This is a genomic window from Massilia sp. NP310, assembly GCF_019443485.1.
GTDB lineage: Bacteria > Pseudomonadota > Gammaproteobacteria > Burkholderiales > Burkholderiaceae_D > Telluria > Telluria timonae.
Genome location: NZ_CP080379.1, coordinates 5,506,806 through 5,533,717, shown reverse-complemented (window position 1 = coordinate 5,533,717; position 26,912 = coordinate 5,506,806). Strand labels below are relative to the sequence as shown.

Genomic DNA, 26,912 nt, shown 5'->3' with positions numbered 1-26,912 from the left:
AAAAAGTCGTTCCACTTCCGGTGGGACGCAAGGATGGAGAGCACATGCAACAACGTACCAAGATCGCATTGGCAGTCGCCCTCGCACTGCCCACACTGACCGCTATCGCGCAGGAAACGCAGCGCGTCGAAGTGACCGGTTCGCGTATCCGCCAGGTGGACCTGGAAACGGCGCAACCGGTGCAAGTCGTCAACGCCGAGCAGATTCAGAAGAGCGGCCTGGTGACCGTCGGCGATATCGTCAACCAGCTGTCGTCCGTCGGCACGCCAGCCTTCAGCCGGGGTTCGGTCCTGACGTCGAACCGTGAAATGGGCGGCCAGTACATCAATATGCGTAACCTCGGTGCGCAGCGACTGCTCGTGCTGGTCAACGGCAAACGCTGGACCACCTCGACCGGCGGCTACACCGACATGTCGACCGTGCCTGCCGCGCTGATCGAGCGCATCGAAGTGCTGAAGGATGGCGCGTCGTCGATCTACGGCTCGGACGCGATCGCGGGCGTGGTCAACATCATCCTGAAGAGGAACATGCAGGGCGGCACCGCCAGCGCCTACGTCGGCCAGAACGAAAAGAACGATGGCACGAACAAGGACTTCTCCGTCACCTACGGCGCCGGCGACGAAAAAGCCAGCCTGCTGTTCGGCCTGACCCATACCGAGCAGGGCGAAGTCTGGTCCAGCACCCGTCCGATCACTTCCTTCACCTACGGTCCGGATCACTACCTGTCCGGCCTCGGCGCCTCGCCATGGGGCCGCATCACCGCCGTCAACCCGGCCAATGGCGGCTCGCTGACCACCGCCTCTGCGGGCGGCTTCAACCGCATCCTGAACCACACCGGCGGCTACCTCGGCGACGGCGTCGGCGCCGATTCGCGCAACCCGGCCAACTACCACAACTACACCGGCGCCGAAGCCGACGTGTACAACTCGACCGACCAGATGCACCTGGCCGCGCCGAACAAGCTGACCTCGATCTTCACCAAGGGTGAAATCGCGCTGCCCTACAACACCCGCCTGGTGACGACCGCCATGTTCGCCCAGCGCAAATCGAGCCGCCAGATCGCCGGCTATCCGCTGACGTCGACCACCCAGGCCGCCTATCCGGTCTACATCGACAAGGACAGCTACTACAATCCGTACGGCAACCAGGTCGCCGGCGCCGGCCTCGGCCAGGACCTGTGGTTCTCCCGCCGCACCATCGAAGTGCCGCGCGTGACCGACAACACCAGCGATACCCTCCACATCGACGCCGCGCTCGAAGGCGACTTCGAGATGCGCGGCCTGCCGTGGAACTGGTCGGTGGCCTACAACTACAACAAGGTCCAGGGCACGACCCAAGGCACGGGCGACCTGAACCTGCTGAACCTGAAACAGGCGCTGGGCCCGTCGTTCCTGAACGCCTCGGGCGTGGTCCAGTGCGGCACGCCGGACTCACCGATCGCGCTGACCTCGTGCACCCCATGGGACATCCTGGGCGGCCCGTCGGCCTCGACCCCGCAAGCCCTGAACTACGTGATGGCGCAGGCCCAGGGCACCTATGGCTCGACCATCAGCAACGCCAACGCGGACCTGAGCGGCGAGCTGTTCACGCTGCCGGCCGGCGCGGTCGGCATCGCGGGCGGCCTCGAGTACCGCGAAGTGCGCGGCTACGACGCGCCCGGCCTGTTCGAGCAGTCGGGCTACTCGTCCGGCCTTGCCGCCAAGACGACCCGCGGCCGCTATACCGTGCGCGAAGCCTACCTCGAGACCAACATTCCGCTGCTCAAGGGCGTGATCGGCGCCGACCTGCTGAGCCTGAACCTGGCAACGCGTTATTCGGACTACTCGAACTTCGGCTCGACCACCAACAGCAAGGCGAGCGTGATGTGGAAGCCGATCAAGGACGTGCTGGTCCGCGGCACCTGGGCCGAAGGCTTCCGCGCCCCGACCCTGAGCGACACCTTCGGCGGCGGTTCGCAATCGTTCGACAGCTATCTCGACGCCTGCGACAGCCGCTACGGCGATGCCGCCACCAACCCGGCCACGGCAGCGCGCTGCCTCGCCGCCGGTGTCCCGGCCAACTTCCGCCAGGTGAACCAGGCCGGCACGCCGGTCACGGCCGCCGCGCAGACGCCGACCGCCTTCAACTCGGGCGCGGGCAATGCGTTCCTGACCCCGGAGACCGCCATCACCCGCACCGCGGGCATCGTGTTCAGCCCGGCGTCGGTGCCTGGCTTCTCGCTGGCGCTGGACTGGTTCAACATCCAGGTCGACAACCGCATCACCGCCATCGGCGCGGGCTACGTGATCAATCAGTGCTACGTGTCGGGCGTGCCGCAGTTCTGCAGCCAGCTCAAGCGTGATCCGGTCACCGGCCAGATCGTCGAACTGTCGCGCGGCAATGCCAACCTGGGCGAGATGGAAACCGAGGGTGTCGACGTCAGCCTGTCGTACCGCCTGCCACGCACCCGCTACGGCCAGTTCGCGTTCCGTTCGGAGACCACCTATGTGGACTCGTACCGCACCCGCAGCACCAGCACCGCCGACTGGGCCGAGTACGCCGGCGAATCCGACATCTATCGCGTGAAGTCGAACCTGGCGCTGGATTGGAGCCTGGGCGACTGGAGCGCCACGTTCGCGACCCGCTTCTACAGCAGCCAGAAGACCCGTTGCTGGACCGTCAACCCGGCCGTCGAGTGCTCGAATCCGACCGACGCCGTGACCTGGGGCACCGGCTACAACCGCCTGAAGGAAATGTGGTTCTCGGACCTGTCGGTCGGCTACGCCCTGCCGTGGAACGCCAAGCTGCTGATCGGTGCAAACAACATCTTCGACAAGAAGCCGATCATCAACTACAGCGCGAACAGCAACTACGGCGGCACTTCGTCGTCGAACTCGGTGAATCCGGAAGTGCCGCTCGACCGCTTCGTCTACATCCGTTACAACCAAAACTTCTAAGCAATTTAATTGCTGAAAAAGCCCGTCCGGCGCAAGCCGGGCGGGCTTTTTTTCTTCTTGCCAAATTTAGATCAGTTGTTGACCGCACAGTCAATTACTTGTCAAAGTGGCAATCAATAAATACGCATTTCTGCAACACATCCGTCATACAGACCCGTATGCATTGACAGTCATACACCGCGAGTGGTTTTATTGCTGGCTTGAAAAGTCGTTAAACCAAGTAGTTGGCGTTTTTCAGCGAGTCGCTTCGCGACATTTTCGGTGGCAGTGCCCTTCCCATGGTGCCGCCGCGTTTTCACCCCTAGGAGTTTGCAACATGATGGAAACACTCTTGTCCCGGTCGGTCCGCGCGATCTGCCTCGGCGGTATGACCCTCGGCATGACCGCAGCGGTCGCACAGGAAACTTCGCAGCAGCAAAACCTGCAGCGCGTCGAAGTGACCGGTTCCCGTATCCGCCAAGTCGACCTGGAAACCGCACAGCCAATTCAGATCATGAACCAGGAGCAGATCCAGCGTACCGGTCTGGTCACCGTTGGCGACATCCTGAACAACCTGTCGTCGGCAGGCGCACCTGACTTCTCCCGCTCGGGCTCGCTGACTTCGAACAGCGAAATCGGCGGCCAGTACGTCAGCCTGCGTAACCTGGGCTCGAACCGCCTGCTGGTCCTGGTGGACGGCAAGCGCTGGACCCAGTCGGTGGACGGCTTCACCGACCTGTCGACCATCCCGTCGGCAATGATCGAACGCATGGAAATCCTGAAGGATGGCGCTTCGTCGATCTACGGCTCGGACGCGATCGCAGGCGTGGTCAACATCATCCTGAAGAAGAACATGCAGGGTGGCCAGCTGTCCGTGTACACCGGCCAGAACGAAAAGAACGACGGCAAGAACAAGGACTTCTCGCTGAGCTACGGCGCCGGCGATGAAAAAGCTTCGCTGATGTTCGGTCTGTCGCACACCGAATCGGGCCGTGTGGACACCCAGACCCGCGAGATCACCCGCTTCGGCCGTGGTCCGCTGCATGCATTCGACGGCTTGGGCGCTGGCCCATGGGGCCGTATCACCGCGGTCAACCCGGCCAATGGCGGCCCGCTGACCACCGGTCCGAACGGCTTCAACCGCGTCCTGAACCATACCGGCACCTATGACGGCGTGGGCGTCGGCGCGGATTCGCGCAACCCGGCGAACTACCACAACTTCTCGAACAATATTCAAGAAGACAAGTACAATTCGTCGCAAGACATGGACCTGCTCATCCCGAGCAAGCTGGACACCCTGTTCGTCAAGGGCGAAGTCGCGCTGCCGAAAGACATGCGCTTCAAGACCACCGCGATGTACTCGCAGCGCAAGTCGAACCAGCAGATCGCCGGCTACCCGCTGACCTCGACCTCGCAGGCAACCTACCCGGTCTACGTCGACAAGGACAGCTACTACAACCCATACGGCAATCAGGTTGCCGGCGCCGGCCTGGGCCAGGACCTGTACTTCGCCCGCCGCACCATCGAGCTGACCCGTAACACCGAAACCGAAAACCGCACCCTGCACATCGATGCCACCCTGGAAGGTGAATTCACCATCAAGGATCTGGCATGGAACTGGAGCGCTGGCTACAACCACAGCAAGGTTTCCGGTTCGCAGTTCGGCGTCGGCAACATCAACCTGCTGAACCTGAAGCGCGCCCTGGGCCCATCGTTCATGAACGCCAGCGGCGTCGTCCAGTGCGGCACCCCTGACGCACCGATCGGCCTGTCGAGCTGCACTCCGTTTGACATCCTGGGCGGCCCATCGGCTTCGACCCCGGAAGCGCTGGCCTACATCAACTCGACCTCGCAGAAGAGCTACGGTTCGACCGTCAACAGCGCCACCGCCGACCTGGCTGGTGAACTGTTCCAGCTGCCAGCCGGCGCCGTGGGCCTGGCAGTCGGTATCGAACACCGCGAAGTCAAGGGTCAGGAAGTGCCGGGCCAGTTCGAGCAATCGGGCTACTCGACCGAACTGGCAGGCGCGCCGACCTACGGCCGCTACACCGTGCGCGAAGCGTACGCCGAGCTGAACGTGCCAGTGCTGAAGGACATGCCGTTCGCAGACCTGCTGAGCTTCAACCTGGCGCACCGCTACTCGGACTACAGCAACTTCGGCGTGGCCAACAACAGTAAGTTCAGCTTCATGTACAAGCCGGTCAACGACCTGCTGGTGCGCGGTACCTGGGCTGAAGGCTTCCGTGCTCCGACCCTGGGTGACACCTTCGGCGGCGGCACCCAGACCTTCGACAACTTCCTGGATCCATGCGACACCGTGTTCGGTGAAGCTGCACGCGATCCGGCAGTCCAGGCGCGCTGCGCGGCGTCGGGCACCTTCGCCGGCTACCGCCAGGTGAACCAGGCTGGCGCGGTCATCGGCGGCGCCGCTGGCACCCAGTCGACCGTGGCGTTCAACGCAGGCGCCGGCAACCAGTTCCTGCAGCCTGAAACCGCCAAGACCCGCACCGTCGGCTTCGTGTACAGCCCATCGTTCGTGCCTGGCCTGAGCTTCGGCCTGGACTGGTACAACATCCAGATCGAGAACCGCATCACCGCGATCAGCGCGACCTACGTCGCCAACGAGTGCTTCATCAACAACAGCGCGAACTTCTGCTCGGTGATCCGTCGTGACCCAGTCACCGGCCAGATCATCAACCTGCAGCGCGGCAACGCCAACCTCGGCAACATGGAAACCGAGGGCCTGGACATGTCGATCTCGTATCGCCTGCCACGTACCGCGTACGGCCAGTTCGGCGTGCGTAACGAAACCTCGTATGTCGACAAGTTCCGTACCCGCAGCGGTGCCGATTCGGAGTGGAACAACTACGCCGGCGAGTACTTCTACAACCGCGTGAAGTCGAACACCAACTTCGACTGGTCGCTGGGCAACTGGAGCGCCACCTGGGGCTTCCGTTACTACAGCCCGGTCAAGGACATCTGCTACGACGAGTTCGAGTGCAACATGCCTGACTACGAAGCATCGTTCGGTACCGGCGCCAACAAGCTGGGTTCGGTCACGATCCACGACGTGAGCGTTGGCTACAAGACCAACTGGGATGCTCGCATCCTGTTCGGTATCAACAACGTCTTCGACAAGTCGCCACGCATCGTGTACAGCACCCAGGCTTCGGCTTCGATGGTCGATGCAGACATGTCGCTGGACCGCTTCTTCTACGTCCGCTACACCCAGAACTTCTAATGGAACGGGGCCTGCGGCCCCCCACCTGACGAGTTTCCAGATGCCCGCCCGGCCTTGCCGGGTGGGCATTTTTACTTGCTCCCCTCCCCTTGCCTGCCCGACGCGGTATCATGCTGGTTTGCCCGCGCTGCGCGCACGCCGAATCGACACCGTATGACCATCAAACTCAAGAACGACAAAGACATCGCCAAGATGCGCATTGCCGGCCGCCTGGCCGCCGAAGTCCTGGAAATGATCAAGGAATACGTCGTGCCCGGCGTCTCCACCGAAGAACTCGACCGCCGCTGCCACGACTACATCCGCAAGGTGCAGAAGGCCACGCCGGCCAACGTCGGCTACCATGGCTTCCCCAAGACCCTGTGCACCTCGATCAACGGCGTGGTCTGCCACGGCATCCCGAGCGAAAAGGACGTCCTGAAGGATGGCGATATCGTGAACATCGACGTCACCGTGATCAAGGATGGCTGGCACGGCGACACCAGCCGCATGTATTTCGCTGGCACGCCGCGCCCCGAAGCAAAGAAACTGGTCGACACGACCTATGAAGCGATGATGGCCGGGATCCGCGCCGTTCGTCCGGGCGCGCGCCTGGGCGACGTCGGCCACGCGATCCAGAAGCTGGCCGAAGGCGCCGGCTACTCGGTGGTGCGCGACTACTGCGGCCACGGCATCGGCCGCGTCTACCACGAAGAGCCGCAGGTGCTGCACTACGGCCGCCCGAACACCGGCCTGCTGCTCAAGGAAGGCATGACCTTCACGGTCGAGCCGATGATCAATATTGGCGAGGAAGACGTGATCCAGCTCGATGACGGCTGGACCGTGATGACGCGCGACGGTTCGCTGTCGGCGCAGTGGGAACACATGATCGTGGTGACGAAGAACGGCTTCGAGATCCTGACGCCCTGGCCGGACGCGAAATAAGGCGCGTCGATAAAGGAAACCCGGCCTTGGCCGGGTTCCTTTTTCAGGCGGCGGCCGTCATCCGGCCATCAGAAGCTGTAGCGCGCCGATGCCGAGAAGTAGCGGCCGTAAGGATTGTGCAATCCTTCGTTGTAGCCGGCCAGCGGGGCGCCGTTGTTGGCGCCATAGCGCGGGTCGAACGGCGCGGCCTTGTCGAACAGGTTCTGGATGTTGAAGGTCAGCGCCAGGTTCTTGACACCGGTATAGGTATAGCCGACGCCAAAACGCACCCATTCCTTGACCTTGCAGTCCGGGAACTCGCCGAGATAGCCCGGCACCGCGATGCTGGCGCTCGGCATGCTCGGGCTGGTTGCCGGCTGGTAGTGGCAGAACGCCTGGTCATACACGGTGTCATTGTCGTACTTGCGTAGCAGCGAGACCGGGCCGGTGTAGTTGACGTTGGCGCTGAAGGCGTGATTGCCCTTGGTCAGCGAGGCCGACACCTGCGTCTTCCAGCGCGGCAGGTCGATGCCGCTCGACAGGTTCCAATCCAGCAGGCCGGCGCTGTAGCCCACCAGGTTGTGCTCGGCGTCGCCAGCTTCCTGCTGCAGGGTGTACGAGTGCATATAGGCCGAGGTCAGCTTGGCGGTGAAATTGCCCCACTCGCCCAGGTTCTTGCGGAAGGCCATGTCGATGTCGACGCCGCGCACTTCGACCGAGCCCTTGTTCAGCCACGGCTCGCGCACCATCAGCAACGGCCCGGTGCCCGGGATCGGCACGCCGTTGGCGTCGGTGACGAAGTTGGCCTCATTCTGGTCGCGCACGACCAGGCCTGGGTTGCTGTCCTCGTTACGCAGCGCGTCGAAGGCCGAGCCCAGAGCGACCTCGCCCTCCTTGCGGATCTTGTAGAAGTCCAGGCCGATGTCGAAGTTCGGGGTCGGCGAGAACAGGATGCCGAAGGTGTAGCTCTTCGACTCTTCCGGCTGCAGGTCCGGGTTGGCGCCGCCCGTGCCCGAGGCCGACTTGTTGCAGTCCGCCTCGGTGGCGTTCGGTTTCGGCGTTTCCTCGTCGGTCTCGCAGCGTTTCGGATCGAACAGCCCGGTCAGGAAGAACTGCGCGCCGCCCGGCGTCACTTGCGACAGGGCCGGTGCGCGGAAGCCTTCCGAATAGGTGCCGCGGAAGGCCAGGCTGCTGGTGGCGGTCCATTTGGCGCCGACCTTCGGCACGAAGTTGGTCTTGATGCCCGGGTATTTGTCCCAGCGGCCGGCGAAGTCCATCTCGAAATTGGTGAAGAACGGCGTGCGTACCTCGACGAAGGCCGACTTGACGTCGCGCTCGCCGTCGATGATGGTGTTGGCCAGGCCGTAGATCTGGCCCGACGACAGCAGCTCGTTGGGCACCATGACCAGTTTTTCGCGGCGCGCCTCGGCGCCGACCGCGACGCCGACCGCGCCGCCCTGCAACTGGCCGAACGTGGTGTTGGCCTTGACGTCGAAGTGGGTGATCGACGATTTGTCGTCGCTGCTGGTGCTGCGGAACAGGTCCGGATTGTTCGACAGCTGGGCCAGGGTGGCGCCCTCGTTCAGCGTGCGCAGCGCCGGCAGGTACAGCCGGCCGTGGTAGGTGTCCTCGCGCCGCGCCTCGTTGTACAGCAGGCCGACTTCCCAGTCCCAGTTGAAGTGGGTGCCCTGCAGGCCGGCCAGGAAGCGTCCCTGTTCGTTGATAGTCTCGGTGCCGGTCGGCGCGTTCTCGAAGCGGTAAGCGACCGAGGCGCGCGCATTCGGGAACGGGTTGTCCGGGTGGCCGGCGGGCAGGATGGTCTGGTAGCTCGGGGCCACGCCGGTCGCGGTGAAGTTGGTCACCGGCGTGGTGTTGATCGTGATCGGGCTGGCCGTGTACTGGCGCTCGGTGCGGGCATAGGCCGCTTCGGCGAAGGCGCGCACGTTCGGCCCGAGCTTGATCACGCCGCGGGTCAGGAGGTTGGCGTCCTTGCCCTCGCCCGTGCCCTCCAGGTTCTGGTTGGTGTTGTAGTTGCAGAAGGTGCGGCCGATGAAGACGCTGGTGGCAGCCAGGCCCATGGCGGTCGAGCCGACCAGCTGGCGCGACGGATCGCAGTTGGTGGTCACGCGCAGGCGGTCGGCGGCGTTGGCCTGGGTGGCGGTGAACTGGCCCGAACCCGGCGCGGTCTCGCGGTAGAAGATCGGCGAGCCCGAGATCGTGCTGCCGTAGGGCGTGGCGTAGCGGTTCGACAGGCGGCGGTACTGGTCGAACTCGATGTCCTTGACGTCTTCGCGCAGCACGCGGTCGCGTTCGGACAGGTCGGCCGTGAAGAACACATTGTAGCCGTCGGTCTCCAGGTCGCCAGTGCCGGCGACCACGTTCACGCCCTTGCGCTTGAACTCGCCATCGTCGTTGGCGCTGGCGCGCGCCGAGATCTCGGCGCCGTTGTAGTTGGAGCGGGTGATGAAGTTGATGACGCCGCCGATCGCGTCCGAGCCATACACGGCCGAGGCGCCGTCGCGCAGGATCTCGACCCGCTCGAGGGCCGCGAGCGGGATCGAGTTCAGGTCGTACAGGGTCGAGTTGCCGTCGTTCGGATCGGCATAGGCGGCCGGCGCGATGCGGCGGCCGTTGAGCAGCACCAGGGTCGAGGTCGACGACAGGCCGCGCAGCGAAGCGCTGGAGACGCCGCGCGAGAAGCCGCCGTCGTTGGTGTCGAGATTGACGTCGCTGCCCATCGAGGGCACCAAGCGGATCAGTTCGGTTACCGTCGCGGCACCGGTCTCGCGGATATCCTTTGCCGTGATGACCTGGATCGGCTGCGTGCCTTCCTTGTCGGTGCGCTTCAGGTTGGAACCGGTAACGTACACGGTCTGCGCGCCCTCGGTTCCGGTGTTTTGCGCCGCAGCGAAGGGGGCGGCTGAAAGCGCCGTGGCGACGGCGATGACGCTGTACTTCAGGAGTGGCTGCTTCATTGTTTTCCTCTCTGCGTTTGTCATTTTTTTAGACCTGCGTCATGTACGTATCTATACATACATCAACGCAGTCTCTCAGACGAATGCCGGAAAGGAAACTGGATATTTAACAATCTACCCGTGTAACATAAATTCTGTTGTAGATAGATAACATCAAACTTTATTAAACAAAAACCGAATTCTCTTATAATTTAATTGGAATAGGCATGAAATTTCGATGCCCATTACGAGAACGTCCAGGCCTCGCATTTTCCTACGCATGTCATTTTGACCCTAAGCACACCAGTTATAGGTACATTTGTGAAATATCAAAGACATGTGAGATTTTTGCCCAAATGGCGGTGGACGAAAAAGGCGCTGTCATCGTTAGATATGGATGAGCGTTGAACTGCTGAGCTGATCCGCGGTCCAATCCCGGTCGTCATCGATCGGAAGCGCACGATGAAAGCGCCGAAGTTTGAGAAGCTATTCGCCCAGCCGCCTCAACTGAACCAGCCGCAGCGTCAGCAGGTGCTCGCCGCCCTGCATCCGGCTGCCGGGCTCGACCGGGTGGTCGCCCTCATCGGCAAGATCCGGTCGACGGGGCGCTGCTGCCCGAATTGCGGCTGCGAGCGCTGCCACCGGCATGGCCAGGCCAACGACTTACAACGCTTTCGCTGTTGCGCGTGCGGCCGCACCTTCAACGACCTGACCGGCATGCCGCTGGCGCGGCTCAGGCAAAAGGGCAAGTGGCTCGACTATCTGGACACAGTGCTCGATTCCCGCACGGTCAGCGCTGCAGCCAAGCGCGTCAGCGTGCACCCAACACGACGTTTCGCTGGCGCCACCGCTTTCTCGGCTGGGTCAAGGACGCAAGACGGCTGGCATGGCGACACCAGCCGCATGTATTTCGCCGGCACGCCACGTCCCGAAGCGAAGAAGCTGGTCGACACGACCCATGAAGCGATGATGGCCGGGATCCGCGCCGTGCGCCCGGGCGCGCGCCTGGGCGACGTCGGCCACGCGATCCAGAAGCTGGCCGAAGGCGCCGGCTACTCGGTGGTGCGCGACTACTGCGGCCACGGCATCGGCCGCGTCTACCACGAAGAGCCGCAAGTGCTGCACTACGGCCGCCCGAACACCGGCCTGCTGCTCAAGGAAGGCATGACCTTCACGGTCGAGCCGATGATTAATATTGGCGAGGAAGACGTGATCCAGCTCGATGACGGCTGGACCGTGATGACGCGCGACGGTTCGCTGTCGGCGCAGTGGGAACACATGATCGTGGTGACGAAGAACGGCTTCGAGATCCTGACGCCGTGGCCGGACGCGAAATAATCACCCGAAAACGCCGGGTTGGCACATGCCGCGCCGATCACGGTGCGGCATGCTGCTCGATTCAGCCTAGATGCCGCAACGGGCGTAGCAATCGGTACGGTCCATATTACACTGGCTTTCATCGTAGCCATTGGCTACGCATGCCTGATACCCCCTGAGGCATTGCCATGCGCACTGACCCATGTCTTGCTGGAAGGCCGATACCGAGGCTGCGCTACCGAGCCCGATTGCGAACAACAGCACTGCAAGCTTCTTGCTCATACATTTCTCCTAGATGATGAAGGCGGCGACATAGCTCTGGAGCCGCGCCGCAGGTCGCGCCGATCCCGACACGGGAAATCGGCAAAATGGGCCAGCGGTCAGGGCCGTGCGATGCGGCCTGCCGCGGCAAGAGCGGCTTCCAGGTGGCTCTGGTTGAATCCAGTGAGCATCCGTTCGCCGACCAGTATCACCGGGACACCCTTCCCGCCAAGCTGCGCGAGCTCGCGGTAACTTTGATCCGAATCGGAAATATTACGATCGATGAATGCGATATTGCGTTCCCGTAGATAAGCCCGCGCCTGAATGCAATAAGTGCATGAGCTCGTTCCATAGAGAACGACATTGCTTTGCTTGTCGGGATAGTAGGCGCTGTAGTCGCCCGTGGCATAGGCGGGCTTCAGCAGGTTGACGACGTAGGGGACGCTGGATCCTATGCCAAGGCCGGCAGCAAGGATGAGCACATACGACAGGATGGTCTTGACGCGTTTTGCAGGCATGGATCGTTCCGGTCAAAGAGACGAATCCACGATACATATCTGTATATTATGCTGTCAATGAACTATGATTGTTGCATGGATTTATCCATAATTTAATGCTTTCGGGGTAGTGTACAGACGCAAAAAAGCCCCGGATGCGCGCGCGCATCCGGGGCGATTGGATGCCCGAAGGCTTACTTCGCGTTCATCAGCGCGACGGTGGTGTCGAGCATGCGGTTCGAGAAGCCCCACTCGTTGTCGTACCACGAGGTCACCTTCACCAGGCGGCCCGAGACCTTGGTCAGCGTGGCGTCGAAGTTCGACGATGCCGGGTTGTGGTTGAAGTCGACCGAGACCAGAGGATCGGTGTTGTAGGTCAGGATGTCCTTCAGCGGGCCTTCGGCTGCGGCCTTCTTCATGATCTCGTTGATCTCTTCGACCGTGGTGTCGCGCTTGGCGATGAACGACAGGTCGACGATCGACACGTTGATGGTCGGCACGCGAATCGCGAAGCCGTCCAGCTTGCCGTTCAGTTCCGGCAGCACCAGGCCGACCGCGGCGGCGGCGCCGGTCTTGGTCGGGATCATCGACTGGGTGGCCGAACGGGCGCGGCGCAGGTCTTCGTGCATCACGTCGGTCAGCACCTGGTCGTTGGTGTAGGCGTGCACGGTGGTCATCAGGCCGGTTTCCAGGCCGATGGCGTCATGCAGCGGCTTGACCAGCGGGGCCAGGCAGTTGGTGGTGCACGAGGCGTTCGAAATCACCGTGTCGCTGGCTTTCAGCACGTCCTGGTTCACGCCGAACACGACGGTCGCGTCGACGTCCTTGCCGCCCGGGGCCGAGATGATGACCTTCTTGGCGCCGCCCTTCAGGTGGGCCGATGCCTTCTCTTTGGTGGTGAAGAAGCCGGTGCACTCGAGAACGACGTCCACGCCCAGCTCGCCCCAAGGGATCTCGGCCGGATTGCGCTGCGCGAACACGCGGATCTTGTCGCCGTTGACGATCATATTGTCGCCCTCGACCGTGACGGTGCCCGGGAACTTGCCGTGGGCGGTGTCGTAACGGGTCAGGTGGGCGTTCGACTCGGCATTGCCGAGGTCGTTGATCGCCACGATCTGGATATCTTGCTTCTTGCCGCCTTCATAGAAGGCGCGCAGGACGTTGCGGCCGATGCGGCCATAACCATTGATTGCAACTTTGATCGTCATGCTGTGCTCCTGATTAGAAAAAAACTTTTTTCGTAACGAACATAGTAGAACGGGCTGCTCCTGGGAGCAGCCCGCGTCCGGCAAATGCTTATGCTGCGATAACTTCTTTCGCTTTCGCGACGACGTTCTCGACGGTGAAGCCGAAGTGCTTGAACAGCACCGGCGCCGGCGCCGATTCGCCGAAGGTGTCGATGCCGACCACGGCGCCTTCCAGGCCCACGTACTTGTACCAGAAGGCGGTCACGCCGGCTTCGATGGCGACACGAGGAATGCCCTTGGTGAGGACACTTGCTTTGTAGCTCGCCTCCTGGCGGTCGAACACGTCGGTCGACGGCATCGAGACCACGCGTGCGGCGATACCTTCGGCGGCCAGCGCGTCGAATGCCTTCACTGCCAGCTCGACTTCGGAACCGGTCGCGATCAGGATCACTTTAGCGTCGGCGCTGTCGCGCAGCACGTAGCCGCCCTTGGCGATGTCGGCCACCTGCGCCGCCTCGCGCGCCATGAACGGCAGGTTCTGGCGCGAGAAGATCAGGGTCGATGGACCGTCCTTGCGCTGCACCGCCGCGCCCCATGCCACCGCCGACTCGACGGTGTCGCACGGACGCCAGTTGTCCAGGCCCGGGATCAGGCGCAGCGACGAGACGTGCTCGATCGACTGGTGGGTCGGGCCGTCTTCGCCCAGGCCGATCGAATCGTGGGTGAACACCGAGATCGAACGGATCTTCATCAGGGAAGCCATGCGCAGGGCATTGCGGCTGTAATCCGAGAAGGTCAGGAAGGTCGCGCCGAACGGGATGAAGCCGCCGTGCAGGGCCACGCCGTTCTGGATCGCCGACATGCCGAATTCGCGCACGCCGTAGTTGATGTGGTTGCCGGCGATGCCCGAACGCACAGGCACCGATTCCTTCCAGTTGGTCAGGTTCGAGCCGGTCAGGTCGGCCGAGCCGCCCAGGAATTCAGGCAGCACCGGGGCCAGCGCCTGGATCGCGTTCTGCGAGGCCTTGCGGGTGGCGATGGTCTCGGCCTTGTCGACGCAGGCGGCGATCGCCGCGTCCAGGGTCTTGCTGAAATCGGCAGGCAGGTCGCCCTTCATGCGGCGCTCGAATTCGGCGGCCAGCTCGGGGTGGGCGCCGCGGTAGGCCGCGAACAGCGTATTCCATTCACCTTCGGCCTGCGCGCCGCGCTCTTTCGCGTCCCAGGCTTCGTACAGGTCGGCCGGGATGTCGAACGGGATCGGATCCCAGATCAGGTGCTTGCGCACGGCAGCGATCTCGGCGTCGCCCAGCGGCGCGCCGTGGACCTTGTCGCCGCCCTCCAGGTTCGGGGCGCCCTTGCCGATGATGGTCTTGCAGCAGATCAGGGTCGGACGATCCGATTGTTTCGCCTTTTCGATGGCCGCATCGATGTCGGCGACGCTGTGGCCGTCGACCTTCGGGATCACGTTCCAGCCGTAGGCCTCGAAACGCTTCTGGGTGTCGTCGGTGAACCAGCCTTCCACACGGCCGTCGATCGAAATGCCGTTGTCGTCGTACAGCCAGATCAGCTTGTTCAGGCGCAGGGTGCCGGCCAGCGACGCCACTTCGTGCGAGATGCCTTCCATCAGGCAGCCGTCGCCCAGGAAGGCGTAGGTGTAGTGATCCACCACGTCGTAGCCTGGACGGTTGAATTCGTTACCCAGCAGCCACTCGGCCAGCGCCATGCCGACCGAGTTGGCGATGCCCTGGCCCAGCGGACCGGTGGTGGTCTCCACGCCCGGGGTGATGCCGACTTCCGGGTGGCCCGGGGTCTTCGAGTGCATCTGGCGGAAGTCGCGCAGATCGTCCATCGTCAGGTCGTAGCCGGCCAGGTGCAGCAGCGCATAGTGCAGCATCGAGCCGTGGCCGTTCGAGAGCAGGAAGCGGTCGCGGTTCGTCCAGCCCGGATTGGCCGGATTGTGGCGGTAGTGCTTGTCCCACAGCGCGACGGCAATCTCGGCCATGCCCATCGGCATGCCCGGGTGGCCCGAGTTGGCTTTCTGGACGGCGTCCATCGCCAGCGCGCGGATCGCGTTGGCCATCAGGGTGGTGGTTTGCGTAGATTTCATGGAGATCGTGGATCAGGGATTGGAAAGCGATGGCCCGCGAGGCCGTAGCCCGTTATTCTACCAGACCGGGGTGCTGCCGATTTAAAATGCAGGTTTATTCCTTCAACGCAAGCCCTCACCGAATGCCCCGTTTTTATTGCCCCCAGCCACTCGCCGCCGGCCTGACCGTCGACCTGCCGGAAGCCGTCGCCCACCACCTGCACGTGGTGCGCCTGCAGCCGGGCGCGACGCTCACCCTGTTCAATGGCGAAGGCGGCCAGTACCGCGCCACCCTGAGCGAGAGCGGCAAGCGCCGCGCCACGGCGACGGTCGACGCCTTCGAGGATGTCGAGGCCGAGACGCCCTACTCCGTCACCCTGGCCCAGGGCTTGCCTGAAGGCTCGAAGATGGACTGGATCGTGGAAAAGGCGGTGGAACTGGGCGTAACGGCGATCCAGCCATTGGCGGCCCAGCGCAGTGTGGTGCGCCTGGCCGGCGAGCGGCTCGATAAGCGGCAAGCGCACTGGCAGGGCGTGATCGTCGCCGCCTCCGAGCAGTGCGGCCGTAACCGGCTGGCGCGGCTGCATCCGCTGCTTGAGGTGCAGCCATGGCTGACGGCGCCGGCCGACGGCGTGCGCATCCTGCTCAGCCCGCGCGCGACCGAATCGCTGGCCGGCTGGGCGCGCGCCAATACGCCGCAAGCGGTCACTTTCCTGATCGGCCCCGAAGGCGGCCTCACGCCGCAGGAAGAAGCCGCGGCCGTCGCCGCCGGCGCCCTGTCGCTGTCGATGGGTCCGCGCGTGCTGCGCACCGAAACCGCGGGGCTGGCGGCGCTGGCGGTGCTGGCCGGCGCCTGGGGCGGTATCTGAACGTTCTGCAAAGTACATTCTTTAGTTAACATAAAAACGTCGTTCCCGCGCAGGCGGGAACCCAAGGTAGCAAGCGTCTCGACAACGCAAGCAGTACTTGGGTTCCCGCCTGCGCGGGAACGACGTGCTGAGGCAGCTGGCCTAGGACTTAGAACGTGTAGTTCGCGCCCAGGCTGAAGAAGCGGCCCACCGCGCCAGGCTGGTGCAGCGAGGCGTTGTACGAGGTCTGGTTGCCCGCGTTGCCGTAGGTGGCGACGTCATACGGGGCTTCCTTGTCGAACAGGTTCAGGATCGCGCCCCGGATGGTCAGGTTCTCGGAGACCTTGTACGCCACGTTCAGGTTGGTCGAGGTGAACGACGACACGTCGCAATACCACGCCGGCTGGACCAGGCCCTGGAAGTAAGGACGGCCGCCGACGTTGGTGCCGGTCGACGCGCAATCGGTCTCGCCCAGCGCCGGGTCGAAGGTCGAGAAGCCGCTCGTGTAGTTCACGGTGGCGGTCACGTCCAGCGGGCCGCGGGCATAGCCGAGGGTGAACTGGGCGCGGTCCTTCGGGTTGCCGGTGGCGCCGCCGACCGACGATGGCCCCTGGGTGCCGGCCAGCTGGTAGCTCTCGCCAGCCACTTCGGTCTCGTAGCCGAACACGTGCGCCGCGCTCAGGTTGGCCGTGATGGTGCCCATGTCGCCCAGGCGCCAGCGGTAGCGCACATCCGCTTCGATGCCGTGGGTCTCGGTGCTGCCGGCATTGATATACGGCGACAGGCCGTACAGGATCGGACCGGCGACAGGCATGCCCGGGACCGTGTTGTTGCCGGCGCCGGTCGCGATGTCGATCGTCGCCGCCGGGCCGCGCACCCAGGTCGGGACGAAGCTCGGATCGTTGCCGGCCTGGGTCACGATCAGGTTCTTGATCTGGATCTTGTAGTAATCCAGGGTCATGTTCAGGCCACGCATCGGCTCGAGGATGATGCCGAAGGTATACGACTTCGATTTCTCCGGCTGCAGGTCGGGATTGGTGGTCTGGACGTATGGCGGGCTGAACGAGCAGGCCGACGGCACGTTGCCAGCGGTGGTCTGGCTGCCGTTGGCGCACAGGATCGGATCGCTGATCGCGTTGAAGGTGAAGAAGGAACCGGCGTTGCCCACCTCGGCCGGGGCCGGCGCTCGGAAACCGCGTGCGAAGGTGCCGCGCAGGCCGATCTGCTGGCTCGGCGTCCACTTGAAGTTGGCCGACGGCGTGAACGAACGGCCGTAGGTATCGTAGTGGTCGTAGCGGCCGGCGACGCCGATTTCGACGTTCTTGATCGGGGTCGCCTGCAGCTCGGCGAACGCCGCCTTGTTGGTCTCTTCGCCGATCGCGAAGGCCGCGGTGTTGGCCACCGCGCCATTGAGCGTCAGGCTGGACGGCGGCGCATCCTGCTCGCGCTTGTGCCAGTGCAGGCCGGCCGCGAAGTTCAGCGGACCGGCGCCGAAGTTCGACAGCAGTTCGCGCGATCCGATCAGGTCGGCGTAGTTCAGGGTCGACTCGATCTTGTTGCTGAAGTGCGGCGACACCTGGCTCATGACGGCCGGCGAGTTACCGCCCAGCACATTGAAGGTGCCGTTGCGCAATGCGGCGTAGAGCGCGCTGCGGTTGACGTAGCCACTATAGTCGAGGTCGTTCTTGACCTTGGTGGCGCCGACCGAGGCGGTCACGTCCCAGCCGTAGGCGCTGCCGATCAGGTCGGCCGAGAAGCGGGTGGCGGTCGACTCGTTCCTGGTGGTCAGGGCGGCGCCGACATCCGGAATGTAGCCATACAGGCGTGCGTTCTGGCCAAACGGGTTGGTGACGTTGGCGCCAACCTGGGCGCCCGGCGCGAAGGTCGTGTCCGGCACTGCGCCGACGCGCGGGGTCAGCACGCCGTTGACCAGGGTGGTGGTGCCGTTGAAGGCCGTCGGATTGAAGGCCAGCGGCGACGTGCCTGCGCCGTTGCGGTTGTTGGTGCTTTCGCGGCGGAACATCGAGCCCTTGAACTGCACCTCCCAGTCCTCGCTCAGCTTCTTGGTCATGCCGACGAGGACGTTGACGTTCTCGGTCGGCGGCTGGATGAACGATTCGGTATCGCGCACCGAGCAACCGCCGGCGCGGTACTTGGCGAAGTTGCAGTTCGGATCCAGGAACAGGTAGTTAGCCGGGTTATTGGCGTTGGTGACGCCGGCCGGATTGTTCGGATTGGCCGGGTTGTACAGGAAGGGGCTGCTGGACGCGGTCAGGAAATTGTTGATATTGGTCGGCACGCCCAGGGTCAGGTCGTTGCCGCCGCGTGCGCGCCAGTCGCGGTTGGCGTAGCCGAACTGCTCGCGGTCGACCACATAGATCGGGTCCTGCTTGCGGTATTCGGCGGTGATGAAGGCGTTGTAGCCGTCGGCGCCGAGGTCGCCGATGCCGGTGCTGACCGAGGCGCGCTTGGTCTTGCCGCCGCCGTGCTGGGTGTCGCCGATCTCGGCCGACAGGCGGGTGCCGTTCAGGTTCTTCTTGAGCTTGATGTTGATCACGCCCGCGATCGCGTCGGAACCGTACAGCGACGAGGCGCCGCTTTTCAGGACCTCGATGCTCTCGATGGCGTCGAACGGAATCGCCGACACGTCGACGAAGGAGCGCTGGGCGTCGTCCGACAGTGGATACGGGGCCATGCGGTGGCCGTCGATCAGCACCAGGGTGGCGCCGACGGTCAGGCCGCGCAGCGAGATGCCGGAGGCGCCATTGGCGAAGGCGCCGGCGAAACCGGTGCCCAGGGTGCCGGCGCCGTTGGCGGCCAGGTCGGTCAGCAGCTCGGCGACCGAGGTCTTGCCGCTTTTCTGGATGTCGGCCGCGGTCAGCACCTGCACCGGGGTCGGGGTTTCGGTGTTGGTGCGGCTGATCAGCGAGCCGGTCACCACCACACGCTGCGGGCCTGCCTCGGCGCTGCCCTGCTGGGACTGAGCCATGGCCGGCGCTGCGCCGACCAGGGCGCCACTGGCGACCGCGCAGGCAATCGCAAAGGGCATCGACTTGAGTTTCAACATCATGTGTACTTCTCCTTGTGCTTTTCTTGTGAGTGGGTGCCTACCGCAACATTGGTACCGACAATGTGCGGGGTCCTCTTCGCCGGCAGGCGGCATGGCTTCTGGACGACACCATGCCTCCAGCGCGTGCCGCCAGCAGGAGGATGAATTTTCGTGCGTCTGAATACGATGTCTGCATATTCCCGCATTCACGGCGATGCATTATATGCAGCCCAGATATTAAGGACGAACAGCCTCAATTAGCGTTTGTTGCTAAATCAAACGTTATTTAAGTGAACATATAAAAACATATGACACGGAAAAGTGTCAATCAGACACAGGGTGCGCAGAGTGTTAAATACAACAGATTTCTAAAGTGAAATTTTGGATAAGAAAATTCGGCTTGTGATTACCACGCCAATGCATGCATACGGGGTAAATATGGCATCCCTGGGTCAAATAGGTGCTAAATCATTGTATTTACGATGGTTTCATACGAAGTGCATACATGGATCGCCGCATTGCGGCGACATTTTTTCCCATTCGCGCGCCAAACAATATTTACACAGTATGCATTTGAACTAAGTTGTAGGGAATTTGTAGAATGCTGAGGTATGGTTGCGTAAACCCTACAGAATGCCCTCTCCGATCACTATTACTCAACGAAAAGGGAAATCCAGACGCTTTCCCTGGACATCGCGGCACGAAACGCAAGTGGCAAGCCGGGACCCGCGCCGCCCTGCCAGGGCGCCAACGCCATCCCGCCCGATGCCTGCCGCCGAGGTAAAATAGCGGTTTGCTCGCTCACATTTTGTTGCCTCACCAGCAACCACCCTCTCATGCTGCGTATTAACGAACTCAAACTCCCCCTGAACCACCCCGAACCGGCCCTGCGCGAGGCCATCCTGGCCCGCCTCGGCATCCAGGACGCCGACCTGGTCGACTTCACCGTCTACAAGCGCAGCTACGATGCGCGCAAGAAGGCCGCCATCGTGCTGATCTATTCGATCGACGCCGAAGTGCGCGGCGAAGCTGCGGTGCTGGCGCGCCTCAAGCAGGACCAGCACGTGATGCCCTCGCCCGACGTCGACTACAAGTTCGTGCAGGTGAACAAGCCGGCCCCTGGCACCCCGCGTCCGGTCGTGGTCGGCACCGGTCCCTGCGGCCTGTTCGTGGCGCTGGTCCTGGCGCAGATGGGCCTGAACCCGATCATCCTCGAGCGCGGCAAGATCGTGCGCGAGCGCACCGTCGACACCTTCGGCTTCTGGCGCAAGCGCAAGCTCAATACCGAGTCGAACGTGCAGTTCGGCGAAGGCGGCGCCGGCACCTTCTCGGACGGCAAGCTGTACAGCCAGATCAAGGACACCAACCATCACGGCCGCAAGGTGCTGACCGAGTTCGTGCGCTTCGGCGCACCGGAAGAGATCATGTACGTCAGCAAGCCGCACATCGGCACCTTCCGCCTGGTCAAGATGGTCGAGCAGATGCGGGCCGAGATCATCCGCCTCGGCGGCGAGATCCGTTTCGAGACCCGTGTGGACGACGTGCTGATCGAAGAGACCGGCGGCGTGCGCCAGGTGGTCGGCGTGCGCCTGGCCAATGGCGAAGAGATCGCGACCCGCCACCTGACGATGGCGATCGGCCACAGCGCGCGCGACACCTTCCAGATGCTGTACGACCGCGGCGTGTACATCGAAGCCAAGCCGTTCTCGATCGGCTTCCGGGTCGAGCACCCGCAGTCGCTGATCGACGTCTGCCGCTTCGGCCCCAACGCCGGCAACAAGCTGCTCGGCGCGGCCGACTACAAGATCGTGCACCACGCCTCGAACGGCCGCTCGGTCTACAGCTTCTGCATGTGCCCGGGCGGCACCGTGGTCGCCGCATCGAGCGAGGAAGGCCGCGTCGTCACCAACGGCATGAGCCAGTATTCGCGCGCCGAGCGCAACGCCAACAGCGCGATCGTGGTCGGCATCACGCCCGACGACTATCCCGGCCACCCGCTGGCCGGGATCGATTTCCAGCGCGAGCTCGAATCGCGCGCCTTCGTGCTCGGCGGCGGCACCTATGACGCGCCGGGCCAGCTGATGGGCGACTTCGTGAAAGGCAGGCCATCGACCGAATTCGGCTCGGTGACGCCGTCGTTCCGCCCGGCCGTGCACCTGACCGACCTGGCGACCTCGCTGCCGGACTACGCGATCACGGCGCTGCGCGAAGCCTTCGTCGCCTTCGACAAGCAGATCAAGGGCTACTATAAGGAAGACGCGGTGCTCACCGGCGTCGAGACCCGCACCTCGTCGCCGATCCGCATCAAGCGCAACAACGACGACCTGCAAAGCCTGAACACGCGCGGCCTGTTCCCGGCCGGCGAAGGCGCCGGCTACGCCGGCGGCATCATGTCGGCCGCGGTGGACGGCATCCGCGTGGCCGAGGCGGTGGCCAAGGCGATGGCCGCCAAGTGAATGATCAGGTGAACGCCCGCGCCGCCGCTGCCCAGGGCGTCGCCGCGCCCGCGCTGGCCATCCTGGGTTCGCTGGTGTCGGTCAATGCCGGGGCTGCATGGGCCAAGGGCCTGTTCCCGGCGGTCGGCAGCGCCGGCGTGGTGGCGCTGCGGGTCGGCCTGTCGGCCCTGATCCTGCTCGCCATCGTGCGGCCGTGGCGCTTCCCGCTGCGCCGCGCCGACCTGCCCAATCTCGTCATCTACGGCGTGATGCTGGGGGCGATGAACCTGTTCATCTACCGCTCGTTCGAACGCATCCCGCTCGGGATCGCGGTCGCGATCGAAGTCACCGGGCCGCTGGCGGTGGTGATCCTGTCCTCGCGCCATGCGCGCGACTTCCTCTGGGTGATCCTCGCCGGCGCCGGCTTGTGGCTGCTGCTGCCGACGGCGGCCAACAGCGCCGCGCTGGACCCGGTCGGCGTCGCCTATGCGCTGGCGGCGGCGTTCTGCTGGGCGATGTACATCGTGTTCGGCAAGCGGGTGTCGACGCTGGACGGCGGCCAGGCCGTGTCCTGGGGGCTGCTGGCGGCCTGCGTGTTCGTGGTGCCGTTCGGCGTGGCGCAAGCCGGTGCCGGCCTGCTGGCGCCGGCGGTACTGGGCGGCGGCCTGGCGGTGGCCATCCTGTCGTCGGCCCTGCCCTACACGCTCGAGATGAAGGCGCTCAAGCGCCTGCCGCAGCGGGTGTTCGGGATCCTGGTCAGCGCCGGGCCGGCAGTGGCGGCGCTGGCGGGTTTCCTGTTGCTGGGCGAGCGTCTGACGACCCTGCAATGGCTGGCGATCGGGCTGGTGACGCTGGCCTGCGGCGGCGCGGCGGCAACGGCCGACCGGCGCTGACCGCCTACAACCAGCCGGCCTTCTTGAAACGCCGGTACAGGTAGGAGCACACGCCCACCATGGTCAAGAGGGCCAGTGGATAACCCCACTTCCACTTCAGCTCCGGCATGAACTCGAAGTTCATGCCCCACACCCCGGCGAAGGCCGTGAACACGGCGAAGATCGCGGCGTACGAGGCCAGCTTCTTGCTCACTTCGTTCTCTTCGATCGCCACCATCGACAAGGTCACCTGGATCGCGGTGTTGATCGTGTCGCGCACCGCGTCCAGGCGGCCGGCGATGCGGTACAGGTGGTCGTGCACGTCGCGGAAGTAATCCTGGGTCTCGAGCACCACGCCCGGCACCCGGCCGCCGTACAGGCGGCCGACGGCGTCCATCAGCGGCACCACGGCATGGCGCAGGGTCTGCGCCTTGCGCTTGAGCTCATACAGGCGCTCGACGTTGGCGCGCTGCTTGCCCTGCATGCCGAAGATGTGATCCTCGATCGATTCGAGCTCGGATTCGAGCATGTCGACCACCGGGAAGTAGCGGTCGACCACGGCGTCGACCAGCGCGTACAGCACGAAGCCGGCGCCCTTTTTCAATTGATGCGGCTCGCGCTCGGCGCGGGCGCGCACGCCCAGGAAGCCCTGGCTGGCGTCGCGCCGCACCGACAGCACGTAGTTCTCGCCGGCGAACACGGCCAGCTGGCCGACGTTCAGTTCGTCCCCGGTCAGCTCCACGATCTGGACCACGACGAACAGCGAGTCGCCGTATTCCTCGAGCTTGGGCCGCTGGTGGCCGCGCAGGGCGTCTTCGACCGCCAGTTCGTGCAGGCCGAATTCTTCCTGCATCAGGGTGATGTCGGCGGGGGCCGGGTCGCGCAGGGCGACCCAGACGAAGGTGTCGTCCTGTTTCAGGTATTCGCTGATATCCTCGACCGGGATATCGCACAGTTTCTTGCCTTCCTGGTAGGCGACGCAGTTGATCAGCATGGAGTGAAAAGGTAGAGCGGGCGATGCAGGAGCTTACACCACCCGCCACACTTTTCACTATCAGGCTCTACTGCGAGGCTTTACTACGAGGCTACTCTTCGCGCGCGCCGTCGATCCCCAGTTCCACGATCTTGCGCGTGATGGTGTTGCGCCCGATCCCGAGCCGCATCGCGGCGTCGTTCTTGCGGCCGTGCGTATGCTTGAGGGCGGTCCGGATCAGGGCCGATTCGAACTGGCGTCCCAGGATGTCCATCACGTCCATCTGCCCCGCGCTGAGCATGCCGGCGGCCTGCAGTTCGAGCAGGTCGATCCAGCCGTCGGGCGAGGCCGGCGCCTGCGCCGCGACCTGCATGACGATGCCGCCGGCGCCGGCCACGGGCAGCGCGCCCGCCCCCACCACGCCGTCGGCCAGCGGCACCGGGTTGGCGCCGGCGCCCGCCTGGCCCTGGGTCAGGTCGCGCGGCAAGTCCTTGATCTCGACCGTCTGGCCGGGCGCCATCACGGTGATCCAGTTGCACAGGTTTTCCAGCTGGCGCACATTGCCCGGCAATTCGAGGCCGGTCAGGAAGCGCATCGCCTGCTCGCTCATGCGCTTCGGTTCGACGCCCAATTGGTGTGCGCTCTGCACCAGGAAGTGGCGCGTGAGGATCGGAATGTCGTCGCTGCGCTCGCGCAGGGACGGCAGGCGCAGGCGGATCACGTTCAGGCGGTGGTACAAGTCTTCGCGGAACAACCCGTCGCGCACGCGCTGCTCGAGGTTCTGGTGGGTGGCGGCGATCACGCGCACGTTGGCCTTCACCGGCTGGTGGCCGCCGACGCGGTAGAAGTGGCCGTCCGACAGCACGCGCAAAAGGCGCGTCTGCAGGTCGAACGGCATGTCGCCGATCTCGTCCAGGAACAAGGTGCCGTCCTCGGCCTGCTCGAAGCGGCCGCGCCGCATGGCCTGGGCGCCGGTGAAGGCGCCGCGCTCGTGGCCGAACAATTCCGATTCCAGCAAGTCCTTCGGGATCGCCGCGGTGTTCAGGGCGATGAAGGGCTGTTGCGCGCGCGGGCTGTGCTTGTGCAGCGCGCGCGCCACGAGCTCCTTGCCGGTGCCCGATTCGCCCGTGATCAGCACCGTCACGTTCGATTGCGACAGGCGGCCGATGGCGCGGAACACCTCCTGCATCGCCGGAGCATGGCCCAGGATCTCGGGCGTCTCGGCGGGCAGCGCCTCGACGCTGGCTTCGCGCAGGCTTTCTTCCAGCGCGCGCCGAATCAGCGCCACCGCCTTGTCGATGTCGAACGGCTTGGCCAGGTAGTCGAAGGCGCCGCCCTGGAACGAGGACACCGCCGAATCGAGGTCCGAAAAGGCGGTGATGATGATGACCGGCAGGCCGGGATGGCGGGCCTTGACGGCCTGCAGCAGGTCGATGCCGGATTCCCCCGGCATGCGGATGTCCGATACCAGCACCTGCGGGGTATCGGTTTCAAAGGCGGTCAGGGCCTCGCGCGCGTTGGCGAAGCTGCGGGTCTCCAGGCTTTCGCGCGCCAGGGCTTTTTCGAGCACCCAGCGAATCGATGCGTCGTCGTCGACAATCCAGATTGGTTTCATGTATTCGTGCTTCCCGCAACATGGATTCAATAAAGGACTGGTCGGCGCTTCTCGCTGCCCGCGCTTATGGCAGGGGCAGCAGGATACGGAAATCCGTCAGTCCAGGCCGGCTTTCGCACTCGATCACCCCCAGGTGCTGCTGCACGAAGGTTTGCGCCAGCGTCAGCCCGAGGCCGCTCCCGCCGTCGCGCCCGGATACGAGCGGATAGAAAATGCGGTCGCGGATATCGGGCGCGATGCCCGGTCCATTGTCGATGATATGCAAGTCTAATGCCAGCCCGTAACGGACCTTGGCCAGGGTGACCTGGCGCGCCACGCGGGTGCGCAAAACGATCTCGGCATCGCCCTGCGCGATACGGCTCGCCAGGGCCTGGGCGGCGTTGTGGGCGATGTTCAGCACCACCTGGATCAGCTGCTCGAAATCGCCGCGAAATTCCGGAATCGAGGCGTCGTAGTCGCGCTTGATGCTCAAGCCTTGCGGGAATTCGGCCAGGATCAGGCTGCGCACCCGCTCGCACACTTCGTGGATATTCACGTCGCCGACGATGTGGGGTTTGCGGTGCGGCGCCAGCAGGCGGTCGACCAGGGTCTGCAGGCGGTCGGCTTCCTTGATGATCACCTGCGTGTATTCCTGCAGTTCGAGCAGGTGGTGCGGCGGCAGCTCGAGCTCCAGCAGCTGGGCCGCGCCGCGGATGCCGCCCAGCGGGTTCTTGATCTCGTGCGCCAGGTTGCGGATGAGTTCCTTGTTGGCCTGGCTCTGGTCGAGGATGCGCTCCTCGCGGTCGAGCTTCAGCTGCTGCACGTTCTCGCGCAGCTCGATCAGGAGGGTGCCGTCGCCCAGCGCGCTGACGATGCTGTTCACGTGCAGCGGCTCGCGGTTGTTGCGCTGCAGGGTCAGGTCCTGGCGCAGGTCGGCGTACTGGTGGGCCAGCGCCTGGCCGATCAGGGCCGCCAGCTCGGCGCCGTTCTGGAACAGCTCGGGCAGGCGATGGCGCTGCAGCGACTTGAGCGACAGCTCCATCAGGTTCTCGGCGGCGGCGTTCGCATACAGCACCTCGCCATCGGCGCCGGTCAGCAGCACGGCCGAGGCCAGCAGGTCGAGGCCGGCGTAGCGCGCCGGATCGCCCGCGTCAAAAGCGGGAGTGTCCTTCAAAGGTGGCAGGGTCATCTGATATTGCCGATCTCGCGCCGCAGCGCCTCGATATTGCGTTCGGTCCGGTTGATCTCGTCGCGCATCGACGCCACCCGCTCCTGGTACTTGGCGTAATTACGCTCGTTACCCTGGCGCTCGGGCTCGCCGTTATTGAATTCCTTCTTGAGGTCCGCCAGCTTGCGTTCCTCGATGCGCAGCTCCTCGCCCAGGATCTCGCGCCGCTCGTCGTCGCGCGCGCGCTGCACCACGTTGTCCACGCGCGGGAAGCCCGACGGGGTGTTGGCGGCGGCCGGGCTCGGCGCGCTTGCCGAACCCGATCCGCCCGAGGCGCTCGATGAGCGCGGGGCCGGGATCGGCTTCGACGCGGCCGGCGGCGAACTGTAGCCGGTGTCGATCAGCTGGCACTTGCCGACCTTGGTGTCGGTGTACAGCGGGCGGCCGTTGGCATCGAGACAGCGGTAGATCTGGGCTTGGGCCGAGGCGCAGAACAGCAGGGCGAACATGGCCACGGCGCCGTGAAAAACGATGTTTGTCATTCCTATCACTCGGTAGCTTGCATCGGCGGGAAGATGCATTGTAGTCGCGCCCGACTATACCCGAAGCAACAAA

17 protein-coding genes are annotated in these 26,912 nt (G+C 64.1%); 7 read left to right on the top strand and 10 right to left on the bottom strand.

What is annotated here, in order from left to right; translation table 11 throughout:
* Positions 1-44 precede the first annotated feature (44 nt).
* The 3 genes from KY496_RS24465 to map (KY496_RS24455) all read left to right on the top strand — a co-directional run bounded on the left by KY496_RS24465 (position 45) and on the right by map (KY496_RS24455) (position 7,077).
* Positions 45-2,936, top strand: coding sequence for a TonB-dependent siderophore receptor (locus KY496_RS24465; RefSeq protein ID WP_071360183.1), 2,892 nt, complete (start codon positions 45-47; stop codon positions 2,934-2,936).
* A gap of 316 nt (positions 2,937-3,252) precedes the next feature.
* On the top strand, positions 3,253-6,156 hold the full coding sequence (locus KY496_RS24460; RefSeq protein ID WP_184235140.1) for a TonB-dependent receptor domain-containing protein: 2,904 nt from the start codon (positions 3,253-3,255) through the stop codon (positions 6,154-6,156).
* A 153-nt stretch (positions 6,157-6,309) separates the two neighbouring features.
* Complete coding sequence (gene map, locus KY496_RS24455; RefSeq protein ID WP_184235143.1) at positions 6,310-7,077, top strand: type I methionyl aminopeptidase; 768 nt, start codon at positions 6,310-6,312, stop codon at positions 7,075-7,077.
* Between the two features lie 68 nt (positions 7,078-7,145).
* Here the strand turns inward: map (KY496_RS24455) and KY496_RS24450 are convergent, their stop codons facing one another.
* Positions 7,146-10,031, bottom strand: a complete 2,886-nt coding sequence (locus KY496_RS24450) for a TonB-dependent receptor domain-containing protein (protein WP_184235146.1) — start codon at positions 10,029-10,031, stop codon at positions 7,146-7,148.
* A gap of 441 nt (positions 10,032-10,472) precedes the next feature.
* Between KY496_RS24450 and map (KY496_RS27220) the strand changes: the two genes are divergently transcribed.
* Positions 10,473-11,348, top strand: coding sequence for a type I methionyl aminopeptidase (map, locus tag KY496_RS27220; protein ID WP_229520355.1), 876 nt, complete (start codon positions 10,473-10,475; stop codon positions 11,346-11,348).
* A gap of 66 nt (positions 11,349-11,414) precedes the next feature.
* On the opposite strand, the gene KY496_RS24435 is transcribed toward map (KY496_RS27220), so the two are convergent.
* From KY496_RS24435 to tkt, 4 genes are all read right to left on the bottom strand, one after another.
* Positions 11,415-11,609, bottom strand: coding sequence for a hypothetical protein (locus KY496_RS24435; RefSeq protein ID WP_005668510.1), 195 nt, complete (start codon positions 11,607-11,609; stop codon positions 11,415-11,417).
* A 98-nt stretch (positions 11,610-11,707) separates the two neighbouring features.
* Positions 11,708-12,106: a glutaredoxin family protein gene (locus KY496_RS24430; RefSeq protein ID WP_005668508.1), complete on the bottom strand. Its 399-nt coding sequence runs from the start codon at positions 12,104-12,106 to the stop codon at positions 11,708-11,710.
* Positions 12,107-12,279: 173 nt separating this feature from the next.
* Positions 12,280-13,293, bottom strand: a complete 1,014-nt coding sequence (gene gap / locus KY496_RS24425; RefSeq protein WP_005668506.1) for a type I glyceraldehyde-3-phosphate dehydrogenase — start codon at positions 13,291-13,293, stop codon at positions 12,280-12,282.
* A gap of 88 nt (positions 13,294-13,381) precedes the next feature.
* Positions 13,382-15,379 carry a transketolase gene (gene tkt, locus KY496_RS24420; protein ID WP_219862822.1) on the bottom strand — a complete coding sequence of 666 codons (1,998 nt, stop codon included), beginning with the start codon at positions 15,377-15,379 and terminating at the stop codon, positions 13,382-13,384.
* Between the two features lie 122 nt (positions 15,380-15,501).
* On the opposite strand from tkt, the gene KY496_RS24415 reads away from it, so the two are divergent.
* Complete coding sequence (locus KY496_RS24415) at positions 15,502-16,227, top strand: 16S rRNA (uracil(1498)-N(3))-methyltransferase (protein WP_005668503.1); 726 nt, start codon at positions 15,502-15,504, stop codon at positions 16,225-16,227.
* A 148-nt stretch (positions 16,228-16,375) separates the two neighbouring features.
* On the opposite strand, the gene KY496_RS24410 is transcribed toward KY496_RS24415, so the two are convergent.
* The gene (locus KY496_RS24410; RefSeq protein ID WP_229520354.1) at positions 16,376-19,276 is read right to left on the bottom strand and encodes a TonB-dependent siderophore receptor; all 2,901 of its coding nucleotides are present in this window, start codon (positions 19,274-19,276) and stop codon (positions 16,376-16,378) included.
* Positions 19,277-20,091: 815 nt separating this feature from the next.
* Here KY496_RS24410 and KY496_RS24405 point away from each other — a divergent pair.
* Together KY496_RS24405 and KY496_RS24400 are read left to right on the top strand one after the other, a co-directional pair.
* Entirely contained in the window at positions 20,092-21,711 is a 1,620-nt protein-coding gene (locus KY496_RS24405) for an NAD(P)/FAD-dependent oxidoreductase (protein ID WP_219862820.1), read from the top strand.
* Complete coding sequence (locus tag KY496_RS24400) at positions 21,708-22,583, top strand: EamA family transporter (RefSeq protein ID WP_219862819.1); 876 nt, start codon at positions 21,708-21,710, stop codon at positions 22,581-22,583. The genes KY496_RS24405 and KY496_RS24400 overlap by 4 nt, the downstream gene beginning before the upstream one ends.
* Before the next feature lie 4 nt (positions 22,584-22,587).
* On the opposite strand, the gene corA is transcribed toward KY496_RS24400, so the two are convergent.
* From corA to KY496_RS24380, 4 genes are all read right to left on the bottom strand, one after another.
* A complete protein-coding gene (gene corA, locus KY496_RS24395; RefSeq protein WP_219862817.1) occupies positions 22,588-23,556 on the bottom strand; it encodes a magnesium/cobalt transporter CorA in 969 nt (322 codons plus the stop codon).
* A gap of 91 nt (positions 23,557-23,647) precedes the next feature.
* Positions 23,648-25,150: a nitrogen regulation protein NR(I) gene (gene ntrC, locus KY496_RS24390; protein WP_005668495.1), complete on the bottom strand. Its 1,503-nt coding sequence runs from the start codon at positions 25,148-25,150 to the stop codon at positions 23,648-23,650.
* A 64-nt stretch (positions 25,151-25,214) separates the two neighbouring features.
* Positions 25,215-26,318: a nitrogen regulation protein NR(II) gene (glnL, locus tag KY496_RS24385; protein ID WP_229520353.1), complete on the bottom strand. Its 1,104-nt coding sequence runs from the start codon at positions 26,316-26,318 to the stop codon at positions 25,215-25,217.
* Entirely contained in the window at positions 26,315-26,839 is a 525-nt protein-coding gene (locus KY496_RS24380; protein ID WP_219862815.1) for a DUF4124 domain-containing protein, read from the bottom strand. The genes glnL and KY496_RS24380 overlap by 4 nt, the downstream gene beginning before the upstream one ends.
* Positions 26,840-26,912: the final 73 nt, after the last annotated feature.

What these genes read in the sequence shown, in the direction of transcription:
- KY496_RS24405 (WP_219862820.1), top strand. Translation starts at nt 20,092, where the DNA reads ATGCTGCGTATTAACGAACTCAAACTCCCCCTGAACCACCCCGAACCG.
- KY496_RS24415 (WP_005668503.1), top strand. Translation starts at nt 15,502, where the DNA reads ATGCCCCGTTTTTATTGCCCCCAGCCACTCGCCGCCGGCCTGACCGTC.
- KY496_RS24450 (WP_184235146.1), bottom strand. Translation starts at nt 10,031, where the DNA reads ATGAAGCAGCCACTCCTGAAGTACAGCGTCATCGCCGTCGCCACGGCG.
- glnL (WP_229520353.1), bottom strand. Translation starts at nt 26,318, where the DNA reads ATGACCCTGCCACCTTTGAAGGACACTCCCGCTTTTGACGCGGGCGAT.
- tkt (WP_219862822.1), bottom strand. Translation starts at nt 15,379, where the DNA reads ATGAAATCTACGCAAACCACCACCCTGATGGCCAACGCGATCCGCGCG.
- KY496_RS24380 (WP_219862815.1), bottom strand. Translation starts at nt 26,839, where the DNA reads ATGACAAACATCGTTTTTCACGGCGCCGTGGCCATGTTCGCCCTGCTG.
- KY496_RS24465 (WP_071360183.1), top strand. Translation starts at nt 45, where the DNA reads ATGCAACAACGTACCAAGATCGCATTGGCAGTCGCCCTCGCACTGCCC.
- KY496_RS24410 (WP_229520354.1), bottom strand. Translation starts at nt 19,276, where the DNA reads ATGATGTTGAAACTCAAGTCGATGCCCTTTGCGATTGCCTGCGCGGTC.
- gap (WP_005668506.1), bottom strand. Translation starts at nt 13,293, where the DNA reads ATGACGATCAAAGTTGCAATCAATGGTTATGGCCGCATCGGCCGCAAC.
- corA (WP_219862817.1), bottom strand. Translation starts at nt 23,556, where the DNA reads ATGCTGATCAACTGCGTCGCCTACCAGGAAGGCAAGAAACTGTGCGAT.
- KY496_RS24435 (WP_005668510.1), bottom strand. Translation starts at nt 11,609, where the DNA reads ATGAGCAAGAAGCTTGCAGTGCTGTTGTTCGCAATCGGGCTCGGTAGC.
- ntrC (WP_005668495.1), bottom strand. Translation starts at nt 25,150, where the DNA reads ATGAAACCAATCTGGATTGTCGACGACGACGCATCGATTCGCTGGGTG.
- map (WP_229520355.1), top strand. Translation starts at nt 10,473, where the DNA reads ATGAAAGCGCCGAAGTTTGAGAAGCTATTCGCCCAGCCGCCTCAACTG.
- KY496_RS24430 (WP_005668508.1), bottom strand. Translation starts at nt 12,106, where the DNA reads ATGCCTGCAAAACGCGTCAAGACCATCCTGTCGTATGTGCTCATCCTT.
- map (WP_184235143.1), top strand. Translation starts at nt 6,310, where the DNA reads ATGACCATCAAACTCAAGAACGACAAAGACATCGCCAAGATGCGCATT.
- KY496_RS24460 (WP_184235140.1), top strand. Translation starts at nt 3,253, where the DNA reads ATGATGGAAACACTCTTGTCCCGGTCGGTCCGCGCGATCTGCCTCGGC.